Genomic DNA, 22,117 nt, shown 5'->3' with positions numbered 1-22,117 from the left:
TCAGCGGTCCAGCAGCGCGAACAACTCGTGCCAGCGCCGCAGGATCTCGGCCTCCGAGTACCGCTGGACGTTCATCCGCGCCCGGTCCCCCAGGGTGTCCCGCAGCCGGGGGTTGCCCGTCAGCCGCAGCAGCCGGTCGGCCAGCGCGTCCGTGTCGCCCGGAGGGGCGAGGAGGCCGTCCTCACCGTCCGTGACGATCTCCCGGACGCCCGGCGCGCAGTCGAACGCCGCGCACGGTACGCCGCTCGCCATGGCCTCCATGAGGGCCAGCGGGAACCCTTCGCCCCGCGAGGACTGGACGAAGACCGAGCTGTCGGCCAGCGCGCCCACCACGTCGTCGGTGGGGCCCATCCACTCGACCGAGCCGTCCAGTCCCAGCGCGGTGCAGCGCTTCTTCAGCGCGGCGCCGTCCTGGCCGGCGCCGTAGATCCGCAGCCGCCAGTCGGGCCGTTCACCGGTCATCAGGGACCAGGTCTCCAGGAGCAGATCGATGCCCTTCTGGTCGTCCAGGCGGCCGATGCTGGCCACGGTCTTCTCCGTGCGGGGGGAGGGGAGTTCGGGCAGGGCGCCGAGCGCGTTGGGCATGGCGCCGACGTTGTCGAAGCCCTCGGCGATCCAGGCGTCCGCGTCCTCCTGGGTGAGGGTGAGCCACCGGTCGACGAGCGGATAGCTGTTCTTGATCCAGCGGAAACGGTGGCACCGCTTGCTGTACTCGTACGACTCGTGGCTCATCCCGATCAGCCGCACCCCCGTGGTGTCCGCCTCCAGGACCCACTCCATGGGCCACACCTGGGTGACGATCACCAGCGCGCCGGGCCCGGCCGCCCGGAAGATCTCCGAGAGACGCGCGACGGCCCGCCGCTTGTCCTTCACCCTGGCCGCCTCGCGGCGCCGCGCGGCGAGGTCGAAGTAGCCGAACGGCGGGCGCGCGCGCCAGGGGGTCGCCGGGTGGGAGGGGTAGAGCGCTGTCACCGGATAGGCGGGCGGTTCGGGGAGGGTGAGCTTCAGCTCGGCCTCGTGGATGCCGACGACCTGGACCCGGTGGCCGTGGTCGCCGAAGAGACGGGCCATCTGGTGCGTCCAGGCGGTGACGCCACCGAGGACGTCGGTGGCGTTGGCGAGGAGGATCAGCTCGCGGGGTTCGACGGCGGGGGGTGCGATCGTGGTCATCGGTGGGGCCTTCCTGCGAAGAGCACGTCCACGGCGGTACGCGCGGCCTGGCCGCTCTCGTAGCCGCCGAACTTCTCGGCGAAGCGGGCGCGGTCCGCCCGGTGCGCGGCGTCGGACTGCTTCAACTCGTCCATGGCCCGCAGCAGTTCGACCTCGGTCGCGACCACGGGACCGGGCGCCTCGGCCCGCAGGTCGAAGTAGCTGCCGCGCTCCGCCACGTACGCGTCCAGGTCCGGCGTGAAGAAGACCATCGGCCGGTCCAGCAGGGCGTAGTCGAACATGATGGAGGAGTAGTCCGTGATCAACGCGTCGGCGAGGCAGAGCAGTTCGCTGACGTCGTGGTGGCCGGACACATCGATCACCGTGCCGGGCGGGCAGACGGGCACGGCGGCGGACTCCAGATAGTGGGCCCGTACGAGCAGGACGTACTCGTCGCCGAACCGCGCCGCGAACTGCCTCACGTCGAGCGGCAGTCGCGTCGTACGGCCCTTCTTCGGCATCCCCCGGAAGGTCGGCGCGTACAGCACCACCTTGCGGTGGTCGGGAATCCCGAGGTCCGCCGCGAGCGCCGGGCGCGGGAAGCGCCCCTGGCTCTCGTCGGTGGCACGGGCGCGCACGAGGCGGTCGTTGCGCGGATAGCCGCACGCCACCAGGGATTCGGCGGGCTGCCGGTAGTCCCGTGCCAGGGTCGCCACGTCGTGTTCGGACCGTACGAGGAAGTGGTCGAAGCGGGCGAGCGCGGCGCTCAACTTGTCGCGCTCGGGGGCGTTCTGCGCCTTGATCCGGCTCTCGGCGAAGCCCATGCGCTTGTACGCGGAGCCGTGCCAGGTCTGCAGATAGGTGGTGCGGGGGGGCTTCTTCAGGTCGAGCGGGAAGCCCTGGTTGTCGACCCAGTACTGGGCGCGGGCCAGCGCCCACAGATAGCGCCAGGACAGCCGCCGGACCAGCCGCGCGTCCGCCGGGAAGCCGTCGGCGGATGTCGCGTACGACCAGGTGCTGCGCACCCGGCGGCGGCCCTGCGCGCGCAGTTCCTCGTGGATGGCGCGGGGGCTGTCGCCGTAACACTTGCCCATGTGGCTCTCGAAGACCACCGAGCCCTTGCGGACGGGCAGCCGGATGAGCAGCCGGTTGTACACGCGCGTCTTGACGGAGCGGGCGGAGAGCCGGTCGAAGCGCCGGCGCAGGCCCTTGGCCAGCCTCTTCGCCTTGCGGGCCGGTCGGAAGTGGGTGAGGTAGTTGACGGCCGCCGCCGCGAGACGGCCGGGGCGGCGCCGCGCCTCCAACTGGAGCGCGAGGTGGTGCTTCACCGTGACGTACGGCTTCCAGCTGTCGCCGAACAGCCGGCCCCGGCGCGGCCGTGCCGGGTAACTGCCCGCCGCGTCGACCCGGTGCCGCTCCAGGAACAGCGGCCCGGTGGTGGTGCCGGTGGGTGTGTGCAGGGCGAGGCGGGGGTCGCAGACGCGGTCCCGGGCGCCGCCGACGCGCAGCAGCGCGCCGATCTCGACGGAGGCGCGCCAGCGGACGGTGTCGGCCTCGCGCCACACCTCGTCCACGGGGGTACGGAAGACGAGCCGCCCGTCGCTGCCGCGTGCCAGAAACTCCAGGGTGGCCGTCAACGGGGCTTCGCCGTCGAGCAGTTGGAGCGGCGCGGGGAGCTGTCCTTCGAGGACGAGCCGGTCGCCCTCCTGTCCGCAGTGGGTGAGGTGGTTCAGCAACGGGGTGTCCGCCGGCGACCGGTACTGGTGGCCCAGCTCCGTGACGTCGAGCGCCGCCCGTTCCCTCGGGTCGTCGGGCAGCGTCGCCCGCCAGTACACCCTGCCGTCCCGCTCGGTCAGCGCCGAGGCGACGGTGCCCGGCCTGCCGAGCGCGTAACCGGCGGCCAGTACGCCCTCCGCGTCGTCGTCCACGAGGAGTTGGAGGCAGACCCGTTCCAGGGGCGGCAGGTCGAGCCGTAGGTCCGGGTCGGTCCGAGCTGCGGGCAGCGCGGCGACCAGGGCGGCGGCGCGGGCGCGCTCGTCAGGGTCCAGCTTCGGGAACTGCCGTGCGAGCGGAACAAGTTGGTCGGCGAGGAACGCGCGGTCGCGGGCCGCGCGCAGCACCGAATCGCCCTGGAACAGGGGCAGTTCGGCGACCCGTACGTGTGCGGCGAGCTGTCCCTCCAACGTGGCGGCCGGGTCGTCGGGGGGCCGGCCGCTGACGATCAGGTTGGGGACGAGCGCGATCCGCCGCGCGGCGGCGGCCAGTTCGGCGCCGAACAGGATCTCGCTGCGGTCCAGGTCCTCGGCATAGCGCAGTCCCACCCGCTCAAGGAGGGCGGTGCGTACACAGAATCCGGTCACCAGGGCGTCGGCGACAACGAGTTCGGGGGCCTCGGCCGGCGCGTCGAGGGTGCGGCAGCGCGCGTACAGTTCGCTCTCGACGAGCCGGGCCGGGGGCTGCTCCTTGGCGCGGCGGCCTACGCGGCGGGTCCAGCGTCCGGCGGCGAGTTCGGCGCCGGAGCGTTCGGCGGCCTCCCACAGATTGCGGCAGGCGTCCCGCTGGAGGCGTTCGCCCTCGCCGAGGACGATGACGTACCGGCCGCGTGCCTGGTCCAGGCCGTGGTTGCGCAGCAGGGCCGTGGTGGGGGTCTCGGCGCCGGACGTGACGATCCTGACGCGCGCCGGATCGAGCGCGGCGAGTTCGTCGGCCACGGCGCGTACGTCGTCGGCGACGGACTCGGACTCGGCGTCGGCGTCGGCGTCGGCGTCGGAGCCCTCACCAACCCGCCGGCCCTCGGCCGCCGGTCCTGCCCCGGCGGGTCCCGTGACGGACTCCGCGTTGCCGACCGGCCTCGTGACGGTCAGGCCGAGCACCACCACCGCCTCGGTGGCGCGCATGGTCTGCGCGACGACGGACTCGACGGACCTGCGCAGCGCCTGGGGATCCGGTCCCGCGGTGACGACGCAGCTGATCTCCACCGCGCTCATGCGCCGCCCCCCACGGGCATCAGGTCCGCGACCCGGCCGGCGGCGGTGCCGTCGTCCAGGTCGCAGAAGCTCTCCCGGAACCGGTCGTACGCGGGGGTGGGCACCCGGGATCTCGGCGCCCGCAGCGCCGCCACCAGCGCGGCGGTGTCGGTGACGAGCGGTCCGGGCGCCGCCGACTCGAAGTCGAAGTAGAAGCCGCGCAGCGTGTCCCGGTAGTGCTCCAGGTCGTACGCGTGGAAGTACATCGGGCGGCCCGTCTGCGCGAAGTCGAACATCAGCGACGAGTAGTCCGTGACCAGGGCGTCGCTGATCAGCATCAGCTCGGCGACGTCCGGGTAGCGGGACACGTCCCGTACGAAGCCGGTCGCGCCGCGCCCGGCGCCCGGGACCGTACCGCCGACGAGGTAGTGCCGGCGGACGAGCAGGACATGGTCGTCCGCCAGCTCCTCCGCCGCCTGTTCCAGGTCGAGTTGGAGGTCGAGCCCGTAGCGGCCGCCCTTCTTGGGCTGGTCCTCGCGCCAGGTCGGCGCATACAGGATCACGCGCTTGCCCTCGGGGATCTCCAGGTGTTCGCGCAGCGCGTCGGCGACCTTGTCCCGGTCGGACGCGTGCAGCAGGTCGTTGCGCGGATAGCCGGACTCCAGGACCGTGCCCTCGTAGCCGAAGGCGCGGCGCATGATCGGCGTGGAGAAGCTGTTGGGCGAGACGAGCACGCTCCACTGCGCGGCCCGGCCGGGCAGGGTCGCGATGTACGCCTCGTCCGCGTGGGCGCTGCCCGTGAGGTCGCGGCCGATGCGCTTGAGCGGGGTGCCGTGCCAGGTCTGGACGACATACTGCCCGTCCGCCCGCTCGAACCACTGAGGCAGATGGGTGTTGCTGACGACGCATCGGCTGCGGGCCAGCGCCTCGTACCAGTCGGCGCTGTGCAGTTCGACGGCGCGGACGCCGCGCGGCAGGGTCACCTGCCGGTCGCGTACCACCCACAGATGCTCCACCGGGGCCCGGCGGCGCACGAGTTCCTCGTGGACGGCGCGTGGCGAGTCGGAGTACTGCCTGCCGTCGAAGCTGTTGTAGAGCACGGCGTCGCGCAGCGGTCCGGCGGTGCGGGCGCTCGCGTAGACGCGGCGCAGACGCTGTTGCCGGTACGCGCCGCGGTCCTGCTCCGGGAGCACGGACCCGGAGTGCAACTGGAGCATGTCCTGACGGTGCCGGTCGAGGGTGAACTCCCTTTCGTCCAGGGCCCGTACGAGCGGCAGCGTCTGGTGCCGCGAGGGCTGGACGCGTACGGCGGTGTAGCGCTCCGGGTCGCTCTCGCCGGGCTCGCGGACGTACAACAGCCAGCGGCCCTCGGCCAGTTGGCGGGTGCCGTTCAGTCCTTCGACGGCGCCGGGCAGCAGGGCCGTACGGAACCGGCCGTCGGCGAGCGTGTCGACCGGAAAGACGTTCTCCTCGTGGTGGCCGCTGTGCCGCAACACCAACTCGGCCGACCGGAGGGCGGGTTGGCTGCCCTCCAGGATCAACTCGCCGTCCGGCGTCCAGTCGAGCGCGTCGACCACCGGCTGCTCGGTCTGGTCGCTGAGGACCAGGTCGCCCGCCGCGTTGGCGGTGACGTACAACTCCCGCCCGTCGCCCAGGCCGTAGTGTCCGGGCCGGACCGCGCCACGGGCCGCCACGGCGAAGCGGCTGCCGTTGGCCCGTACGAGATGGACACCCCAGGGCACGGTGGATCGCCGGCGCGCCGTGGGGTCGCCGAAGACGGTGAGGGGGATGTCGGCGCTGAAGGCGCCGTCCGCGAGCTTCAGGGGGACCTCGTGGACGTCCTTGGTGTACCAGTTCTGGACGGCCAGCGCGCTCGGCGGGCTGCTCGTGGAGCTGCCCGTGGCCTGGAGCAGACCCTCGATCCGTACGGCGCCGCCGGTCCCCAAGTGGTCGGTGAGCAGCGCGCGTACGGGCTCGACGCGCAGTTCGAGCTTGTTGCCGGAGAGCGTGGGGACGACGCGCGTGGTGTCGTCCACGTAGTGCACGGCGGGCACGGCGGGTGCCGCGGCCGTGCCCGTCAGCCGCAGCGGCGCCCGGCGCAGCCGTCCCGCTCCGAACACCCCCATCTCCAGCTTCCAGACGGTACGGACGGAGCGGGAGCCCCGCGCCTTCACCAGCCGACGCGGGTCGACGACGGTCTCGAACCCGGCCCAGTCGTAGATGTGCAGGCCCTGCTTGGACTCGTACGTCGCCGCCGGCATCCGCACGGTGCGCGTCCGCAGCGGCAGCACACGCCGCTTCCCGGCGCGCAGCCACGCCGTCTTGACGGACCTGCGGCGCGCGTCGGCCGGCACGTTGCGTACGTACGCGTAGCCCTTGAGGTGCAGTCGCCCGTCACGCCATACGGCCTCGGTGAGATGCGAGGTCACCGGCAGTTCCTTGGGCTTGAGGGTGGCGACGGCCCGGGGCAGACCGCCGGTGAGCACCGGGTACTCGGCGCGGGACCTGCGCAGTCCACGGACACCGAAGGCGCCGGGGTCGGCCTTCTCGTGGGCCAGCAGCGCGAGGAGTTCGGGCATCCGGCGCTCACGGATGAGATGCCACTTGACGCGCAGATGCAGCGGCAGGGCGTCGAAGACGCCCTGGTCGACCGTCGCGGCGAAGGTGTTGGCGTGGTCGAGGAAGGCGGCGTGGAAGTCGGCGTCGCCGTCGGGCAGCGCCTCGATGAACAGCCACAGATCGCCGGAGAGGACGTGCTGGTGGTAACGGCGTTGTGCGTCGCCCCAGTTGACCTCGCTGTCGCCGCCCGCGGGCGCCTGCCCCTGAACCAGCCGTCGCTCGGCGAGGAAGTCGCTGACGGACGACACGGCGGTGACCCGGTCCCGGATCCCCTTCGGCACGGCGCGCTTCGCGGTGATCGAGCCGTCCCTGGTCCGCCAGTGGTAGACGGGCCCGGACAGCACGTCCACGCCGCCCGCCAGGAAGTACGCGGGCAGCACGACGGCGATGTCCTCGTACAGCACCCCGGACGGGAAGGCGAAGGAGTGCCGGTCCCAGAAGGCTTTCCGGAAGACCTTGTTGCAGGCGATACGGTCCCCGAGCAGCACCCAGTCACGGGTGATCCTGGTCCCGGAGCGCTCCGTCGCCATCGGCTTGCGGAACATCGGCGCCTGCACGAGCGCGCCGCCGGGACCGAGCCTGAGCACATTGCCGGTGGCGAAGTCGGAGCCCGAGGCGTCGAGCGCGGCGAGCATCCGCTCGTACGCGTCGTCCGGCACCACGTCGTCACTGTCGACGAAGGTGAGGAACTCCCCCCGGGCGTACCGGACTCCGGTGTTGCGTGCCGCGCCGAGCCCGGCGTTCTCCTGCTCGACCAGCCGGAACCGCTCGTCCCGATCGGCGAACCGTCTCGCGATCCGTGCGCTCCCGTCCGTGGAACCGTCGTCCACCATGACGATCTCGGAGTCGGCCATGGTCTGTCCGGCCAGTGAGCGGAGACAGTCGTCGAGATAGTCCTCCACGTTGTAGATGGGCACGACGACGGTGAGGCGGGGGGTCATGCGCGGTGCACGGTCCTTCCGAACTTCCGAACTTCCGAACTTCCGAACTACTGAACGGCGGGGCTGGATTCAGGGCTTGACCGCGATCCGGCCCTCGTCCATGCGCAGCATGAGCAGCCGTTCGCCCGTCTTCTCCAGGAACTCGTCCACGGCCTGGCGGGAGCCCTGCCAGTAGCCGTAGTCGTCGATGAGCAGCACACCGCCGCTCACCAACCGGGGGTAGAGAAACTCCAGTTCGTGCTTGGTGGAGGCGTACCAGTCGGTGTCGAGGCGCAGGATGGAGATCTGCTCGGGTGCCTGCTGCGGCACGGTGTCCTCGACCAGGCCCTGCACGTAGTGCACCCGCTCGCCGGGGTACGGCACCTGCTCGAAGCCCGCCTGCACGTCCTCCAGCGAGGCGATCGCCCAGATCGGCCGGTCCTTGCCCTGTGCCGCGAGCAGGTCCTCGGCGGACTTGCCGTCGCGCCGCAGGTCCTCGGCGGTGGGCGGCGGCATGCCCTCGAAGGTGTCGAAGAGGTGCAGGTCGCGGTCGGTCTCGCCGAGCGCGAGGAGCGTCTTGGCGCACGCCTGCATCGAGCCGCCGCGCCAGACCCCGCACTCGACGATGTCACCGGGGATGTTGTGCCGTACGACATGGCGGGTCGCCAGGATGAAGGCGTTGAGCCGCTCCGGGGAGGTCATCGTGAACGGCTTGACCGCGCGGATGATCTCCTTCGCCCCGTCGTCGTAGTCGGCGGGGAGCGCCGCCGGCTTCGGTTTCGGCTTGGGCTTGGGCGTCGGCTCCGCGGCCGGCGGTTCCGGCGTCGGTACGACGGGGGGCGCCGGCGTTGTCGGCGTCGCCGACCGCGGGGCGGGGACGGGGATCCGCCTGAGCTGATATCCGGTGAGCTTTTCGAGTGCGCCGTTCACTGCGCTTCGCCATGCCATGCCGACGGACGGTACGCGGAGAACTCCGCCGATGTCACCTTTCGTCAACTCCCGTTGGTTTATGCCTCTTTCGTGTGCAACTCAGCTGTTACGGGCTGTACGGCTCCGGGCTGTGCCTCCGTGGCCGGAGCAGGCACGACGGGGGCGGCGGGCACGGCGGCGGGTACGGCGGCGGGTGCTGCGGGTACGGCGGCGGGCGCGGCGGTGGGCGCCCCTCGGCCGCACCGGTCGCGCCCCTCGACCGGCTCGGGCAGCGGGATGCCGTCGACGCCGCCCACCCGGTTCGCGTAACGCACGGTCAGCTCCCGTACGGCGTACTCCCACAGCCGCCGCCGCGGCCGACTCGGCCTGCGGAACACGCCGACCGAGTCGCCCCAGTAGGCGCGCTTGCCGTCGATGGCGGCGTAGTCGAAGCGGATCCCCTTCATCGGCGGGAAGTCCGTGTACGCCTCGGCCAGTTCGAGCCCGGTGAAGGCGGCCATGGCCCGGAACCCGTCGGGGTAGTACCGCCAGCAGTCCTGCGCGTCGTGCACATGGCCGCGTGAGGGGGCGGTGACGAACGCCAGGCCACCGGGCCGCAAGACGCGGGCGATCTCCATCATCGACGCCCAGAAGAACGGGATGTGCTCGAACGCCTGCCCCGACAGCACGAAGTCGGCGGTGCGCGACCGTACCGGAATGCGGTACGGCTTGGGCATCACGATGTCGACGTTCGGACCGTCGAGCACATCGACGCCGATGTACTCGACATCGCGACCGTCGAGCAGACCACGATGGGTGAGGGACTGCTTGGGCGAGATGCGCGAGCCCAGGTCGACCACCCGATGGCGGCCGGACGCGGGCATGTACTCCTTGACGCAGAGCTCCATCTGCTCGTACGCGGACCTGTGCACGGTGACTCACTTTCCAATCCGGCTCGTTGGGCGCGGCGCTCCCCGACGCCGGTGACGTCTCCCGACGTTCGAGGACATCAACGCCCGTACGGCCGTATGGTCACGTGGTCACGCACGTGGTCACGCGCTTGTCCGGTCAGGTCGCCGTGGCACCCGCCGGGTCGCCAGGCTCCGGCTCCTCGTCCTCGGTGGCCGGTTCGCCCCGTGGGGCCGTCGCGGCGGCGGTCGCCTCCGCCGGGGCCGTCAACAGGCCCTGATAGACCGAGTCGAGGACGTCGGCCTGCGCGTCCCAGGTCCACTGCTCCAGCAGTCCGGGACTGTCGTACGCCTTGCGGTAGGCGGCCGGATCGGCGAGGACGGCGCGCGCCGCCCGTACGAAGTCGGCCGTGTCCTCCGCGCGGAACACCTCGCCCTGCCCGGTCTCGCGCACCTTCTCCGCCATGGTGCGCACGTCGCTGACGACGATGGGCAGCTTGGCGTGCGCGTACTCCATGAACTTGGTGATCAGGGCGAGTTCATGGTTCGGCCAGTGGTGGATCGGGATGACGCCGATGTCGGCAGTGGCGAGGAAGGGCACGATCTGCCAGTGCGGGACGTACGGCAGCGGGTGGACGCGGTCGGCGACCCCGAGTTCGGCGGCGTGGTCGAGCACCCTGCGTACGACCCATCCGTCGGGCGCGGGAACGACCAGCGCCGCGTGCGCGCCCGGCAGTTGGGGCAGCGACTCGATGAGCGTGGCGAGCCCGCGCTGCGGGGCGAGGGCGCCGCTGTAGACGAGGAGCGGCGTGGCGGCGTCGATGCCGCACAACTGCCGCAGATCCGGGACGGGTTCGTCGGCGCGGTCGGCGGGCGGGCCGCCGCCGGGGGCGTTGAGCACGACGGCGGGCACCCGGGGCAGCCGGTGTTCCTTGTGCAGCAGCTCGGCCAGGGTCTGGGAGACGGTGACGACGGCGTCCGCGCACCGCCCGTACTCCCGTTCGTGCGCGACATGGGCGGGCATCCAACGCCGGTACCCGGCACGGGGCTTGATGCCCGGCAGATACTCGTGCGCGTCCCAGACCAGCTTCACGCTCCGGCCCCTGCCCCGCGCGCGGTGCACGGCGCGCGCGCCGACGCCGATCATCCGGAAGTCGTTGGCGTGGACGAGATCGGGTTCGAGGGCGTCGACGACGGGGCCGAAGGCGAACTCGTAGTCCCACAGGTACGGCTCCAGCCTGCGCCAGCAGCGGTCGCCGAGCAGGGCCCGCCACATGGCCGTACGGAGCCGCTCGGGCAGCGAGTCCGGGTTGCGTCTGCCCTCCACCAGGGCGAGTTGGCGGTGCCGGAAGCCGACCCAGCGGGCCAGGATACGGGCCGCCGTACGCCGGATCAGGAACCGCCGCCCCTCGGCGGACCTGCGGGCCAGCAGATCGGCGCGCCAGGCTTTGACCCACTGCTTGCGGTGGTGCGCGATGCCGCCGCGCCGGTAGGCGAAGAGGCGGGGCAGGACGACTCTGCGGTAGTCCCTGCGGCGTTTGGCGAGGGTCATCACGACGGGGACCAGCCGGACTTCGGCGTCGCCGATGGTCCAGCGGTGCCGGTCGCGGTCCGGGGACTGGCCGAGCAGCACCACGTCCCAGCCGGCGTCGGCCATGGAGCGGGCGGCCTTCTGTACGCGGGAGTCGCCGTTGACGGCGTTGTCGACGAGCATGACGACCCGGCCGCGGCCGCGTCCTGGGTGCCGCCCTGAATCTGGTGTGGAAGCGACACTCATGGGGCGCCCGTCCTTCGGCTCGGCTTCGCGGAGGGACCTGCCCTGGTCTCCCCCACACGGGCAACGAAGATTCATCCACCAGGGCTACGGAGACCGGGGCCATGTCACCCGTACGGCGGCTGCGAGAAGCCGGAACGGTGCGCGTGGACACGGGTGTATGCCCATGCGTACGGCTCGGTCCGAGAGGCGGCCGGACGGGTCAGACGCCGCGGTCGCGGGTCAGCGCGGTGACCGCCGTGGCGGCGAGGTCGTCCAGATAGCCGGCGGGCAGGTCGCCCCGTACGACGACGAGACGCCAGTAGAGCGGGCCCGCGATGAGGTCGAGCGCACGGTCGGGATCGGCGTCCTCGGGCAGTTCGCCGCGGGCGACCGCCTCGCGTACGACCACGGCGGCGATGCCGTGCTCCCGGTCGAGCAGCGCCGACTTGATCGCCTCGGAGATCTCCGGGTGCCGGGCGGCCTCCACCAGCAGGTCGGGGATGACGCGGGAGGCCAGCGGGTGACGCAGGGCGTGCGACGCCACTTCGAGCAGGGCGCGTACGTCTCCGTACAGCGAACCGGTCGCGGGTACGGGCAGCCCCTGGGCCGCGACGGCGGAGACCAGGTCGAGCACCAGCGCCAGTTTGGACTTCCAGCGCCGGTAGACGGCTGTCTTGCCGACACCGGCCCGGCGGGCGATGCCCTCGATGGACATCCGCGCGAAGCCGACGGCGGCCAGTTCCTCGAAGACGGCGGAGCGGATGGCGTCGGTCACGTCCTCACGGAGCACTGCGGCTCCCGCTGGGGCGCGGCGTGAGAGGCGGGGGTCCGTGGGCATGGCGACGAGCATAGCGTCATGCACGTCACGACGAAACGGTTGCGTTGCGACGTCTTTGCGCTCTAACCTCTTCGTTACGACGAAACGGTCCCGTTCCGTCGTTCGCCACCTCCCTACCTCCCCGCCGCCTCCGTTCGATGTCCCTCGTCGAAAGCGACCTCTGTGAGCCAGACGACCGCACCCCCCGCCCCGGTCCGGGCCCCCGACACAGCCCCATCGGCCAGGCCGGCCCCGCTCCCCCAGGACCTGCGTGCCTTCGCCGCCCGGCACGGTCTGAGCGAGAGCGGCGCCCGGCCCTCGCTCCCCGCGTATCTGCGCGGGCTGCACTCCCGCCGCCACTTCGTCACGGCCTTCGCCACCGCCCGGCTCACCTCGCAGTACAGCAAGGCGAAGCTCGGCCAGCTCTGGCAGATCATGACTCCGCTGCTCAACGCGACGGTCTACTACTTCATCTTCGGCGTCCTGCTCAACACCAAGCACGGAGTGCCGGACTTCGTACCGTTCCTGGTCACCGGCGTCTTCATCTGGACGTTCACCGCCGGGACCATCAACGCCGGGACCCGTGCCATCTCCGGCAATCTCGGTCTCGTACGCGCCCTGCACTTCCCGCGCGCCTCGCTGCCGCTCGCGTTCGCCCTCCAGCAGCTGCAACAGCTGCTGTTCTCGCTGGGCGCGCTGGCCGTGATCCTGACCGTCTTCGAGCAGTACCCGAGGCCCGCCTGGCTGCTGGCCGTGCCCGCCCTCGCGCTCCAGACGGTGTTCAACACCGGGCTCGCGATGATCGTCGCGAGGCTGACCGCGTCGACGCCCGACATCGCGCAGCTGATGCCGTTCCTGCTGCGCACCTGGATGTACGCGTCCGGTGTGATGTGGAGCCTCGACACGGTCTTCAAGAACCAGGACGTCCCGCACCTGGTCCGGCTGGCGCTCGAATGCAATCCGGCGGCCGTCTACATCGACCTGATGCGCTTCGCGCTCATCGACAGTTTCACCGCCGGTCAACTCCCGCCCCACGTCTGGCTGGTCGCCACCGGCTGGGCGGTGCTCGCCGGGGCCGGCGGATTCCTGTTCTTCTGGCAGGCGGAGGAGAAGTACGGCCGTGGCTGAGACCGAGGGTGTTCCGACCGTCGTCGTCGACGGCGTCCACATCACCTACAAGGTGCACGGCACCAAGGGCGGCAAAGGCAGCGCCACCTCGGCGCTCAGCCGGATCGTCTCGCGCCGGCAGAGCCCGGGAGCGCGCGAAGTGCACGCCGTACGGGGCGTGAGCTTCGTCGCGTACAAGGGCGAGGCCATCGGTCTCATCGGCTCCAACGGCTCGGGGAAGTCGACCCTTCTCAAGGCGGTCGCCGGGCTGCTGCCGCCGAGCGAGGGCAAGGTCTACACCCGCGGCCAGCCCTCACTCCTCGGCGTCAACGCGGCGCTGATGAGCGATCTGACGGGCGAGCGCAACGTGATACTCGGCGGGCTCGCGATGGGCATGACGCGCGCACAGGTCAAGAGCCGTTACGCCGACATCGTCGAGTTCTCCGGGATCAACGAGAAGGGCGACTTCATCACCCTGCCGATGCGCACGTACTCCTCCGGCATGGGCGCGCGGCTCCGCTTCTCGATCGCGGCGGCCAAGACACATGACGTGCTGCTCATCGACGAGGCGCTGTCCACGGGGGACGCCAAGTTCCAGAAGCGCAGCAAGGAGCGCATCGCCGAGCTGCGCGAGGAGGCGGGCACGGTCTTCCTGGTCAGCCACAGCAACAAGACGATCACCGAGACCTGCGACCGGGCGATCTGGCTGGAGTCGGGAACCCTCCGAATGGACGGCCCGGCGGCGGAAGTAGTAGCGGCGTACGAGGAGTTCACGGCAACCCCGAAGAAGCGCAAGGCCTGAGGGCCACCGCCGGGCGGGCATTGCCAGCCCGTCCGGCGCTTGAGGACACCCCACCACCGGCCCGCCCCGTTCCAACCGCCCGGCGGGCCCACTCCAGCCCGTCCGGCGCTTGAGGACGAACCGGCCGCCGGACGGACCCCGGCCGACCGGCCGGCGGCCCACTCCAGCCCGTCCGACGCTTGAGGACGAACCGGCCGCCGGACGGACCCCGGCCGACCGACCCGCCCTCACCACCAGGACCCGGCCTCTGAGCCCGTCCGGCGCTTGAGGACACAACCCCAGCCCGTCCGGCGCCTGAGGACAAAGCCCCCAGCCGGCCGGCCCGCTACGCGTGCGTCCGCAGCAACGTCCGCATCGTCCGCATCGCCACCGACAGATTCGCCAGGTCGAAGGAGTCCGAGCTCTGGATCTCCTCCAGCGTGGCGCGTGAACGCCCCAGAATCGCCGCGTTCTTCTGCTCCCACGCCTTGAAGCGCTCCTCCGGCGTCGACGTGCCGTTGCCGACCGACAGCACGTCCGACGTCAGGGCGGCGTGCGCCGCGTACAGGTCCTCGCGGATCGACGCGCGGGCCATGGACTGCCAGCGGTCGGCCCTCGGCAACTCGATGATCCGGTCCATCAGCTGCGTGATCCGCAGCCGGTCCCCGAGGTCGTAGTACACCTCGGCGACGGCCAGCGGCTCCTTGCCCGTACGGTCGGCGATCTGCACGATGTCGAGCGCCGGGAACGCCGCGGAGAATCCGGCGACCCGCAGCGCCAGCACATCGGGCACGCCCACCGCGGAGAGCTCCTCCACGATGTTCTGGTACCACTCCAGGTCCGCGCCGCGCAGCAGTTGCGGCAGCTGCTGCCACACCTGTTCCACGCCTTCGGCGAAGAAGTCGACCGTCCCCGCGATCTCCACCGGCTGCGGCCGGTTGCCGAGCAGCCAGCGGGTGCCGCGCTCGACCAGGCGCCGCGAGTGGAGCCGGATCCGGGTCTGGACGTCGGCGCCGACGGTGTTGTCCAGCGCCTCGACCGCGTCCCAGACCGCGCCGAGACCGAAGATCTCCCGGGCGGCTGTCTGCGCCCGTACGATCTCCTCGATCGACGCCCCGGTCTCCTCGCGCAGCCGGTGCAGGAAGGTCGAACCTCCCGCGTTCACGGTGTCGTTGACCAGCACCGTCGTGATGATCTCGCGGCGCAGCGCGTGCCCCTCGATCTGCTCGGCGAACTTCTCGCGGAGCTGCGCGGGGAAGTACGCGTACAGCAGCTTGCGCAGATACGGGTCGTCGGGCAGCTCTGTGGAGATCAGCTCGTCGGCGACGGTGATCTTCGTGTACGCGAGCAGGACGGCGAGTTCGGGCTGGGACAGCCCCTTGCCCGAGTTGAGCAGCTCCCGGATCTGGCGGTCGGTCGGCAGGAATTCGAGCGCCCTGTCGAGGTTGCCGTCCCGCTCCAGGCGGCGCATGAACCGCTGGTGGGCGTGGAGCAGGGACGGGGCCTGGAGAACCGCGTTGGCGAGTGCCGTGTTCTGCGCGTAGTTGTTGCGCAGGACCAGCGTGCCGATCTCGTCGGTCATGGCCGCCAGCAGCTTGTTGCGCTGCTTGACGGTCATGTCGCCTTCCGTCACGAGGCTGTTGAGCAGGATCTTGATGTTCACCTCGTGGTCGGAGGTGTCCACGCCGGCGCTGTTGTCGATGGCGTCGGTGTTGATCTTGCCGCCCTGGCCGTCGGCCCCTCGCCGCGCGAACTCGATACGGCCGAGCTGCGTCGCGCCCAGGTTTCCGCCCTCGCCGACGACCTTGGCCCGCAGGTCCTCGCCGTTGATACGGATGGCGTCGTTTGCCTTGTCGCCCACGTCCGCGTTCGACTCGCCGGACGACTTGATGTACGTACCGATGCCGCCGTTCCACATCAGGTCGACCGGGGCCTTGAGGATCGCCCGCATCAGATCGGCCGGCGTCAGCTTGGCCACGCCCGCGTCGATCCCCAGTGCCTGGCGCACGTGCGCGTTGACCGGGATCGACTTCGCGCTACGGGGGTGGATCCCGCCGCCCTGGGACAGCAGCGACTTGTCGTAGTCGGCCCAGGAGCTGCGCGGCAGGTCGAAGAGGCGGCGGCGCTCGGCGAACGAGGTGGCCGCGTCCGGGTTCGGGTCGATGAAGATGTGCCGGTGGTCGAAGGCGGCGACCAGCCGGATGTGCTCGGAGAGCAGCATGCCGTTGCCGAAGACGTCGCCCGACATGTCGCCGACCCCGGCGACGGTGAAGTCCTCGGTCTGGGTGTCGTGGCCCAGCTCGCGGAAGTGCCGCTTGACGGACTCCCAGGCGCCGCGCGCCGTGATGCCCATGCCCTTGTGGTCGTAACCGGCGGAGCCGCCGGAGGCGAAGGCGTCGCCGAGCCAGAAGTCGTAGGCGATCGCGACCTCGTTGGCGATGTCGGAGAAGCTGGCGGTGCCCTTGTCGGCGGCGACGACCAGGTAGGTGTCGTCCTCGTCGTGCCGCACCACATCGGCCGGGTGCACGACCTCGCCCGCCACCAAGTTGTCGGTGATGTCGAGCAGGGCGGAGATGAACGTCTTGTAGGAGGCGATGCCCTCGGCGAGCCAGGCGTCACGGTCGACGGCCGGGTCGGGGAGGTGCTTGGCGACGAAGCCGCCCTTGGCGCCGACGGGCACGATCACCGTGTTCTTGACCATCTGCGCCTTGACCAGGCCGAGGATCTCCGTACGGAAGTCCTCGCGCCGGTCGGACCAGCGCAGACCGCCGCGGGCGACCTTGCCGAAGCGCAGGTGCACGCCCTCGACCTGCGGCGAGTAGACCCAGATCTCGTACGCCGGGCGGGGCGCGGGCAGATCGGGGATGGCCTGCGGGTCGAACTTCATCGACACGTAGCTGTGGTGCTTGTCGACCGTGCTCTCCCGGCCCGTCCCGACCTTCCGGTCGTGCCCCTTGCCCGCGCTCCGGCCCCTGGTGGCCCTTCCCTCGCTGGCGCTCTGGAAGAAGTTGGTCCGCAGCGTGGCCTTGATGACGGTGAGGAACGACCGCAGGATGCGGTCCTCGTCGAGGCTGGCGACCTGGTCGAGGGCGCCGGTCAGCTCTTCGAGGAGCCCTTCGATCAGCTCCGTACCGGCGCGCTGGCGGTTGGGCGCCATCCGGGCCTCGAAGAGGGAGATCAGCAGCCGGGTGGTGTGAACGTTGTTACGGAGGGTGTCCTCCATGTAGTCCTGGCTGAAGGTCGCCCCGGCCTGACGCAGGTACTTCGCGTAGGCGCGCAGCACCATCGCCTCGCGCCAGTTGAGCCCGGCGCGCAGCACGAGGGAGTTGAAGCCGTCGTTCTCCGCCTCGCCCGTCCAGACGGCCGCGAAGGCGTCCTGGAAGCGCTCGCGGGCGTCCTCGGCGAGATGGTCGTCCTTGGTGTGACCGTTCTCGCCGCGCGGCATGCGCAGTCCGAAGTCGTAGATCCAGGCTTGGGCGCGGTCCGCGCAGCGCAGCTCGTACGGCCGCTCGTCCACGACCTCGACGCCGAGCTGCTGGAGCACCGGCAGGACGGCGGACAGGGAGACCTGCTCGCCGGTGCGGTAGATCTTGAAGCGGCGCTCGCCGGGGCCGGCGCCGACCGGCTCGTAGAGGGAGAGCGCGAAGTCCTTCTCCTCGCGGCTCAGTTCCTCGACGCGTACGAGGTCGGCGACGGCGGCGCGCGGCGAGTGGTCGGCCTTGTAGCCCTCGGGGAAGGCGTTGCCGTAGCGGCGCAGCAGTTCGGCGGCGCGCTCCTCGCCCAGCTCGGCGTTGAGCGCCTCACCGAAGCCGTCGGCCCAGGAGCGGGCGGCCTCGACGAGCCGCGCCTCGATGCGGTCGACGTCCGGGTCGGTGAGCCCGGCCAGCTCGGTGCCCTGCGGCACGCGTACGACGAAGTGGAGCCGGGAGAGGATGGATTCGGTGTTCCAGGCCGTGAAGTCGACGCTGGTGCCGCCGAGTTCCTCCTTGAGGATGTCGATCAGCCGCAGCCGGACGCCGGTGGTGTAGCGGTCGCGCGGCAGGTAGATGAGGGCGGAGTAGTAGCGCCCGTACTCGTCCTGACGGAGGTAGAGGCGCAGCCGGCGCCGCTCCTGGAGGTACAGGACGCTGGTGACGATGGAGCGCAGTTGCTCGACGGGCGTCTGGAACAGCTCGTCGCGCGGGTACGTCTCCAGGATCTGCATCAGGTCCCGGCCGTCGTGGCTGTTCGGCGAGAAGCCGGCGCCCTCCAGGACCTCGGCGACCTTGCGGCGTACGACGGGCACGCGGCGTACGGACTCGGTGTACGCCGCCGAGGAGAAGAGGCCCAGGAAGCGGCGCTCGCCGACGACGTTGCCCTTGTCGTCGAACTTCTTCACGCCGACGTAGTCGAGATAGCTCGGGCGGTGCACGGTCGAGCGGCTGTTGGCCTTCGTCAGGATGAGCAGCTTGTGCTCGCGGGCCTTGGCGCGCGCGTCGGCCGGCAGCCGGTTGAACGACGGGCTCACCGGGTGGGCCTCGTCGTCGGTGTGCCGCGGGTCGGCGCGCAGGATGCCGAGGCCGGTGCCGGGCACGGCGGTCAGGGCGTCGTCGCCGGTCAGCTCGTACTCGCGGTAGCCGAGGAAGGTGAAGTGGTTCTCGGCGAGCCAGCGCAGCAGCTCGCGCGCCTCCTCGACCTCCTGGTCGCGCAGGTCGTCGGCGGTCGGCTCGCTGGGCAGTTCGTCGGCGATGCGCAGCGCGGACTCGCGCATCTTGTCCCAGTCCTCGACGGCCTCGCGGGCGTCGGACAGGACGCGCAGCAGGTCGGAGGTGATCTGCTTGAGATCGGACCGGTCGGTCTCACGGTCGATCTCGACGTGGATCCAGGACTCGATCAGGGTGTCGTGGGTCAGCTCGGCGCCGTCGACCCGGCTCTCGGGAAGGACCTCGATGAGCTTGCCGGTGATATCGCGGCGCACCAGGATCTGCGGGTGGATGACGGCGTGGATGCCGCGGTTCTGCCGGGAGAGTTCGTTGGTGACCGAGTCGACCAGGAACGGCATGTCGTCGGTGACGACCTCGACGACCGTGTGGGTGCAGGTCCAGCCGTTCTCCTCGACGGACGGCGTGTGGACCCGCACGCTGGCCGTGCCCTGCGGACGGTCCTCCGCCAGCCGGTAGTGGGAGAGCGCCGCACCGTAGATGTCGACCGGATCGCGGTCGGCGAGGTCGTCCGGGGCGGTGTGCAGGTAGTACTTGTGGAGAAAGGCGAGCAGCGTCTCTTTGTCGGGATTGTCGGAGCGCTTCTCGTCGTACGTCTCGTCGTCGGTCGCCGTCGCGGCCGAGTTGTTCCGGGAGGTGCCCCCCAGACCCCCAGCCCCCCCGGCTGGGCTGTTCTCAGCGACCCGGGCCGCCCGTGCGAGCAGCTCGGCCTTGGCTTCGTCCAGCTTGGTCTGCATGTCCTCTGGCTCCTGTCGCGCGCCATTGCGTGACGTCGATGAAAGAAGCGACACAACGCCACGACGCGGGGTCTCCGGTCTGAGTCGACGCTATGCCGCGATGAGAGATGTCCGGGACGTTATTGGCCAAACTTGACGGCCGCGCCGGATTGTGGGGATCAGCGAGGCCCGGGGCGCTGTGGCACTCCGGGCGCGGGCCGGGAGCTTCGCTGCTCCCGCGACGTATCGCACTGATCACGGCCCCAGGCTATCCCGCCGCACCCCGGACCCGTCATGAACCGCATATGTACAAAAGAAGGGCGAGAAATTTGCCGGTCCGGCCAGTGACAAGTGACCCGTGGCGGGGGCGCTGTGGAGACGGCGGTCAGCGCGCGATGCTCTGCGCGAGATCGACGGCCTCGGTGAGACTGTCCACGACGGGGACCCCCACCTCCTCCAGGCTCTTACGGCTGTGCGATCCGCCGGTGTAGAGCACCGCACGGGCCCCGACGTGAGCGGCGGCCAGGGCGTCGTCGACCGCGTCACCGATCACCACCGTATGGGCCGGGTCTATCCGGCCCTCCTTGGCGAGCGCGGCCAGATGGCGCTCCATGTGCACGGCCTTCGTGCCGCCGGAGGGGCCTGTCCGTCCGTCGACCCGGACGAAGTGCTGGTGAATCCCGTAGCCCCGTACGACAGGGACCAGTTGGTCGTGCTCGTACATGCTGAGAATCGACTGGCTGCGGCCGGCCAGCGTCCACTGCGCCAGCAGCTCCTCGGCACCCTCGGTCAGCACGCACCCGACGCGCCGCTCGACGTAGTGCCGGTGGAAGGTCTCGTCCATGATCAGCCATTCGGCGTCCGTGGGGAGGCGGCCCATCAGACGCTCGTAGAAGACCGGGATCGGCATGCAGTACAGATCCCGGTACCGCTCGGCGGTGATCGGCTCCAGACCGATCTCCGCGAAGCAGGCGTTGGTGGCCCCGATGACCGCGCTGAAGTCGTCGAGCAGAGTCCCGTTCCAGTCCCAGACCAGATGTGCGTCGTGCTTCCCCATGCCGGAAACGTTACCGGCCGGGTCTGACAACGCGCCGCGGAATTCCGCGCGCCGAGGGCTTGCGTGACGACGGCTTGCGTGACGACGGCTTGCGTGACGACGGCTTGCGTGACGACGGCTTGCGTGACGGCGCGTTACGCGACGCCTTACGCGACGATGCCCGGGATCTCCTGGACCCCGAACCAGAGCAGCTCGTGGTCCTCGGCGCCGTCCACCGTGAACTGCGCGTCGTCGTCGCCGTGGTCGGCGGCGCCCAGCGCCGCGGCGGCGGCGGACACGTCGCCCTCGGCGTCGTCCGCGTCGATGTGCACGGCGGCGGCCTTGGCGAGGGGGACGGCCGCGGCGATCCGCACCTCGCCGAGCCCGGCGGAGTCCACCCCGCGGTCGGGGTCGGCGGCGGCGTCCTTGTCCGGTACGTCGACGGCGACCACGACCCGGCGCCGCGCGGCGGACGGATCGCCGGCGATCAGCCGGAGCGAGGCGGCGGCGGCGCGGTTGAGGGCCGCGTACTCCAACTCCTCGATGTCGTCGGAGAGATACCACTCGCGCAGTCCGGGCGTCACGGCATAGGCGGTCAGCGGCCCAGGACCCAACTCGCCCGTCTTGTGCGCCTCGGCGAGACCGGGAAGGGTCAGAGGGACGTAGACGCGCATGCGATGACCGCTTTCGTAGTCGGAAGAGCGGTTCCAGGATACGTGCGCCGTATCCGGCCGGTCCCTCGTCGGGGTGACACTGCGGAGCCGTTCAACGTCCACTCGGATACACAGAGTGACGCCTGCTGCCCTGGTCCGGCCTGCCCGGCCACTCGGACAGGTGACACCCGACACACGCGGCGCCGGCGGATCCGGCCCTTGCGGGCGCCGCGGATGCCCCGTAGAAGATCCCCAACACAAGTTACCGCTCGGTAATGCGAATGCGGCCGGGCCTGCGGAACGGGGGCGATCTGCGTGAGCGACACAGAGACCAGCAGGACGTACGACAGGGCGGCGGCGCGGACGGTCGCCACCACCCGGCCACCGGCCAGGCGCGACCCGCGCAGGCCGGGCCGAGTGGTCTCCCAGCGCCGCCAGCCCTGGCTCCAACCGCACGAGCGCTTCGCGGAACAACTCCTCGCCGTCCTCAGCGGCCTGCGCCCGGTCCACTCGATGCTGGGCCAGACGATCGGCGAGGCGTACGACCAACTCGTCCACCTGGCCCCGAAAACCCCGCTCCGCGCCCGCAACACGACCCCGGTGATCCGCACCTGCCGGGGCTTCCACCCCCGCCCGGGAGTGGTCGAGGCGTGGGCGGTCATCGCGGCGGGAGACCAGGTCCGCGCGATGGCGTTCCGCCTGGAACAGTCCCCGGACCTCCGCTGGCGCTGCGCGGCGGTGGAGGTGTCCCCCCGCCGCCGCCCGACCTAACGACGCGGTCCTGCCCCCAGCCGCCGGACGGGCCCCACAGGCCCGCCCGGCGGGCATTGCCAGCCCGTCCGGCGTTTGAGGACACCCGCCCACCGGGGGACCCGTCCCAACCCACCCCAGCGCCCCACCAGCCCATCCGGCGGGCATTGCCAGCCCGTCCGGCGCCTGAGGACAACCCCAGCACCGGCCAGCCACACTGCGACCCGCCCGGCGGCCCCACCAGCCCGTCCGGCGCCTGAGGACGAACCGGCCACCGGACGGACCCGGGCATCCCACCCCGGCCCGGACAAACGGCGGCCGGGCCCGGAC

Annotated in this window: 13 protein-coding genes; 3 read left to right on the top strand and 10 right to left on the bottom strand. The window is 71.0% G+C overall.

What is annotated here, in order from left to right; genetic code table 11:
• From ACFUN8_RS16155 to ACFUN8_RS16125, 7 genes are all read right to left on the bottom strand, one after another.
• Window positions 1–1,170 (bottom strand): glycosyltransferase, encoded by a 1,170-nt coding sequence (locus ACFUN8_RS16155; RefSeq protein ID WP_383636966.1) that lies wholly within the window; start codon window positions 1,168–1,170, stop codon window positions 1–3.
• Window positions 1,167–4,136 (bottom strand): CDP-glycerol glycerophosphotransferase family protein, encoded by a 2,970-nt coding sequence (locus tag ACFUN8_RS16150; protein ID WP_383636963.1) that lies wholly within the window; start codon window positions 4,134–4,136, stop codon window positions 1,167–1,169. Before ACFUN8_RS16150 ends, ACFUN8_RS16155 begins: the two co-directional genes overlap by 4 nt.
• Window positions 4,133–7,675: a CDP-glycerol glycerophosphotransferase family protein gene (locus ACFUN8_RS16145; RefSeq protein ID WP_383636960.1), complete on the bottom strand. Its 3,543-nt coding sequence runs from the start codon at window positions 7,673–7,675 to the stop codon at window positions 4,133–4,135. Before ACFUN8_RS16145 ends, ACFUN8_RS16150 begins: the two co-directional genes overlap by 4 nt.
• 69 nt (window positions 7,676–7,744) lie before the next feature.
• The gene (locus ACFUN8_RS16140) at window positions 7,745–8,602 is read right to left on the bottom strand and encodes a TylF/MycF/NovP-related O-methyltransferase (RefSeq protein WP_383636957.1); all 858 of its coding nucleotides are present in this window, start codon (window positions 8,600–8,602) and stop codon (window positions 7,745–7,747) included.
• A 59-nt stretch (window positions 8,603–8,661) separates the two neighbouring features.
• Window positions 8,662–9,495, bottom strand: coding sequence for a methyltransferase domain-containing protein (locus ACFUN8_RS16135; RefSeq protein ID WP_383636954.1), 834 nt, complete (start codon window positions 9,493–9,495; stop codon window positions 8,662–8,664).
• A 136-nt stretch (window positions 9,496–9,631) separates the two neighbouring features.
• Window positions 9,632–11,248: a glycosyltransferase family 4 protein gene (locus tag ACFUN8_RS16130; protein WP_383636951.1), complete on the bottom strand. Its 1,617-nt coding sequence runs from the start codon at window positions 11,246–11,248 to the stop codon at window positions 9,632–9,634.
• A 199-nt stretch (window positions 11,249–11,447) separates the two neighbouring features.
• The gene (locus ACFUN8_RS16125) at window positions 11,448–12,077 is read right to left on the bottom strand and encodes a TetR/AcrR family transcriptional regulator (protein WP_383637040.1); all 630 of its coding nucleotides are present in this window, start codon (window positions 12,075–12,077) and stop codon (window positions 11,448–11,450) included.
• 150 nt (window positions 12,078–12,227) lie between these two features.
• Between ACFUN8_RS16125 and ACFUN8_RS16120 the strand changes: the two genes are divergently transcribed.
• Together ACFUN8_RS16120 and ACFUN8_RS16115 are read left to right on the top strand one after the other, a co-directional pair.
• Complete coding sequence (locus ACFUN8_RS16120) at window positions 12,228–13,172, top strand: ABC transporter permease (RefSeq protein WP_383636948.1); 945 nt, start codon at window positions 12,228–12,230, stop codon at window positions 13,170–13,172.
• The gene (locus ACFUN8_RS16115) at window positions 13,165–13,953 is read left to right on the top strand and encodes an ABC transporter ATP-binding protein (protein ID WP_383636945.1); all 789 of its coding nucleotides are present in this window, start codon (window positions 13,165–13,167) and stop codon (window positions 13,951–13,953) included. Before ACFUN8_RS16120 ends, ACFUN8_RS16115 begins: the two co-directional genes overlap by 8 nt.
• 325 nt (window positions 13,954–14,278) lie before the next feature.
• Here ACFUN8_RS16115 and ACFUN8_RS16110 read toward each other — a convergent pair whose 3' ends face one another.
• From ACFUN8_RS16110 to ACFUN8_RS16100, 3 genes are all read right to left on the bottom strand, one after another.
• Window positions 14,279–19,369, bottom strand: a complete 5,091-nt coding sequence (locus ACFUN8_RS16110; protein WP_383636942.1) for an NAD-glutamate dehydrogenase — start codon at window positions 19,367–19,369, stop codon at window positions 14,279–14,281.
• Between the two features lie 364 nt (window positions 19,370–19,733).
• Window positions 19,734–20,405 carry an HAD family hydrolase gene (locus ACFUN8_RS16105; RefSeq protein ID WP_383636939.1) on the bottom strand — a complete coding sequence of 224 codons (672 nt, stop codon included), beginning with the start codon at window positions 20,403–20,405 and terminating at the stop codon, window positions 19,734–19,736.
• A 146-nt stretch (window positions 20,406–20,551) separates the two neighbouring features.
• Entirely contained in the window at window positions 20,552–21,058 is a 507-nt protein-coding gene (locus tag ACFUN8_RS16100) for a DUF6912 family protein (protein ID WP_383636936.1), read from the bottom strand.
• Window positions 21,059–21,352: 294 nt separating this feature from the next.
• Here ACFUN8_RS16100 and ACFUN8_RS16095 point away from each other — a divergent pair, with 294 nt between their 5' ends.
• Window positions 21,353–21,808 carry an Rv3235 family protein gene (locus ACFUN8_RS16095; protein ID WP_383636933.1) on the top strand — a complete coding sequence of 152 codons (456 nt, stop codon included), beginning with the start codon at window positions 21,353–21,355 and terminating at the stop codon, window positions 21,806–21,808.
• Window positions 21,809–22,117 lie beyond the last annotated feature (309 nt).

The sequence above is a fragment of the Streptomyces sp. NPDC057307 genome, from assembly GCF_042667665.1.
In the GTDB taxonomy this organism is placed as follows: domain Bacteria; phylum Actinomycetota; class Actinomycetes; order Streptomycetales; family Streptomycetaceae; genus Streptomyces.
This window is presented reverse-complemented; position numbering and strand designations above follow the sequence as displayed.

Bases quoted from the DNA above. Each gene is read 5' to 3' on its own strand.
- ACFUN8_RS16155 (WP_383636966.1), bottom strand. From the start codon at position 1,170: ATGACCACGATCGCACCCCCCGCCGTCGAACCCCGCGAGCTGATCCTC.
- ACFUN8_RS16150 (WP_383636963.1), bottom strand. From the start codon at position 4,136: ATGAGCGCGGTGGAGATCAGCTGCGTCGTCACCGCGGGACCGGATCCC.
- ACFUN8_RS16145 (WP_383636960.1), bottom strand. From the start codon at position 7,675: ATGACCCCCCGCCTCACCGTCGTCGTGCCCATCTACAACGTGGAGGAC.
- ACFUN8_RS16140 (WP_383636957.1), bottom strand. From the start codon at position 8,602: ATGGCATGGCGAAGCGCAGTGAACGGCGCACTCGAAAAGCTCACCGGA.
- ACFUN8_RS16130 (WP_383636951.1), bottom strand. From the start codon at position 11,248: ATGAGTGTCGCTTCCACACCAGATTCAGGGCGGCACCCAGGACGCGGC.
- ACFUN8_RS16125 (WP_383637040.1), bottom strand. From the start codon at position 12,077: ATGCTCGTCGCCATGCCCACGGACCCCCGCCTCTCACGCCGCGCCCCA.
- ACFUN8_RS16110 (WP_383636942.1), bottom strand. From the start codon at position 19,369: ATGCAGACCAAGCTGGACGAAGCCAAGGCCGAGCTGCTCGCACGGGCG.
- ACFUN8_RS16105 (WP_383636939.1), bottom strand. From the start codon at position 20,405: ATGGGGAAGCACGACGCACATCTGGTCTGGGACTGGAACGGGACTCTG.
- ACFUN8_RS16100 (WP_383636936.1), bottom strand. From the start codon at position 21,058: ATGCGCGTCTACGTCCCTCTGACCCTTCCCGGTCTCGCCGAGGCGCAC.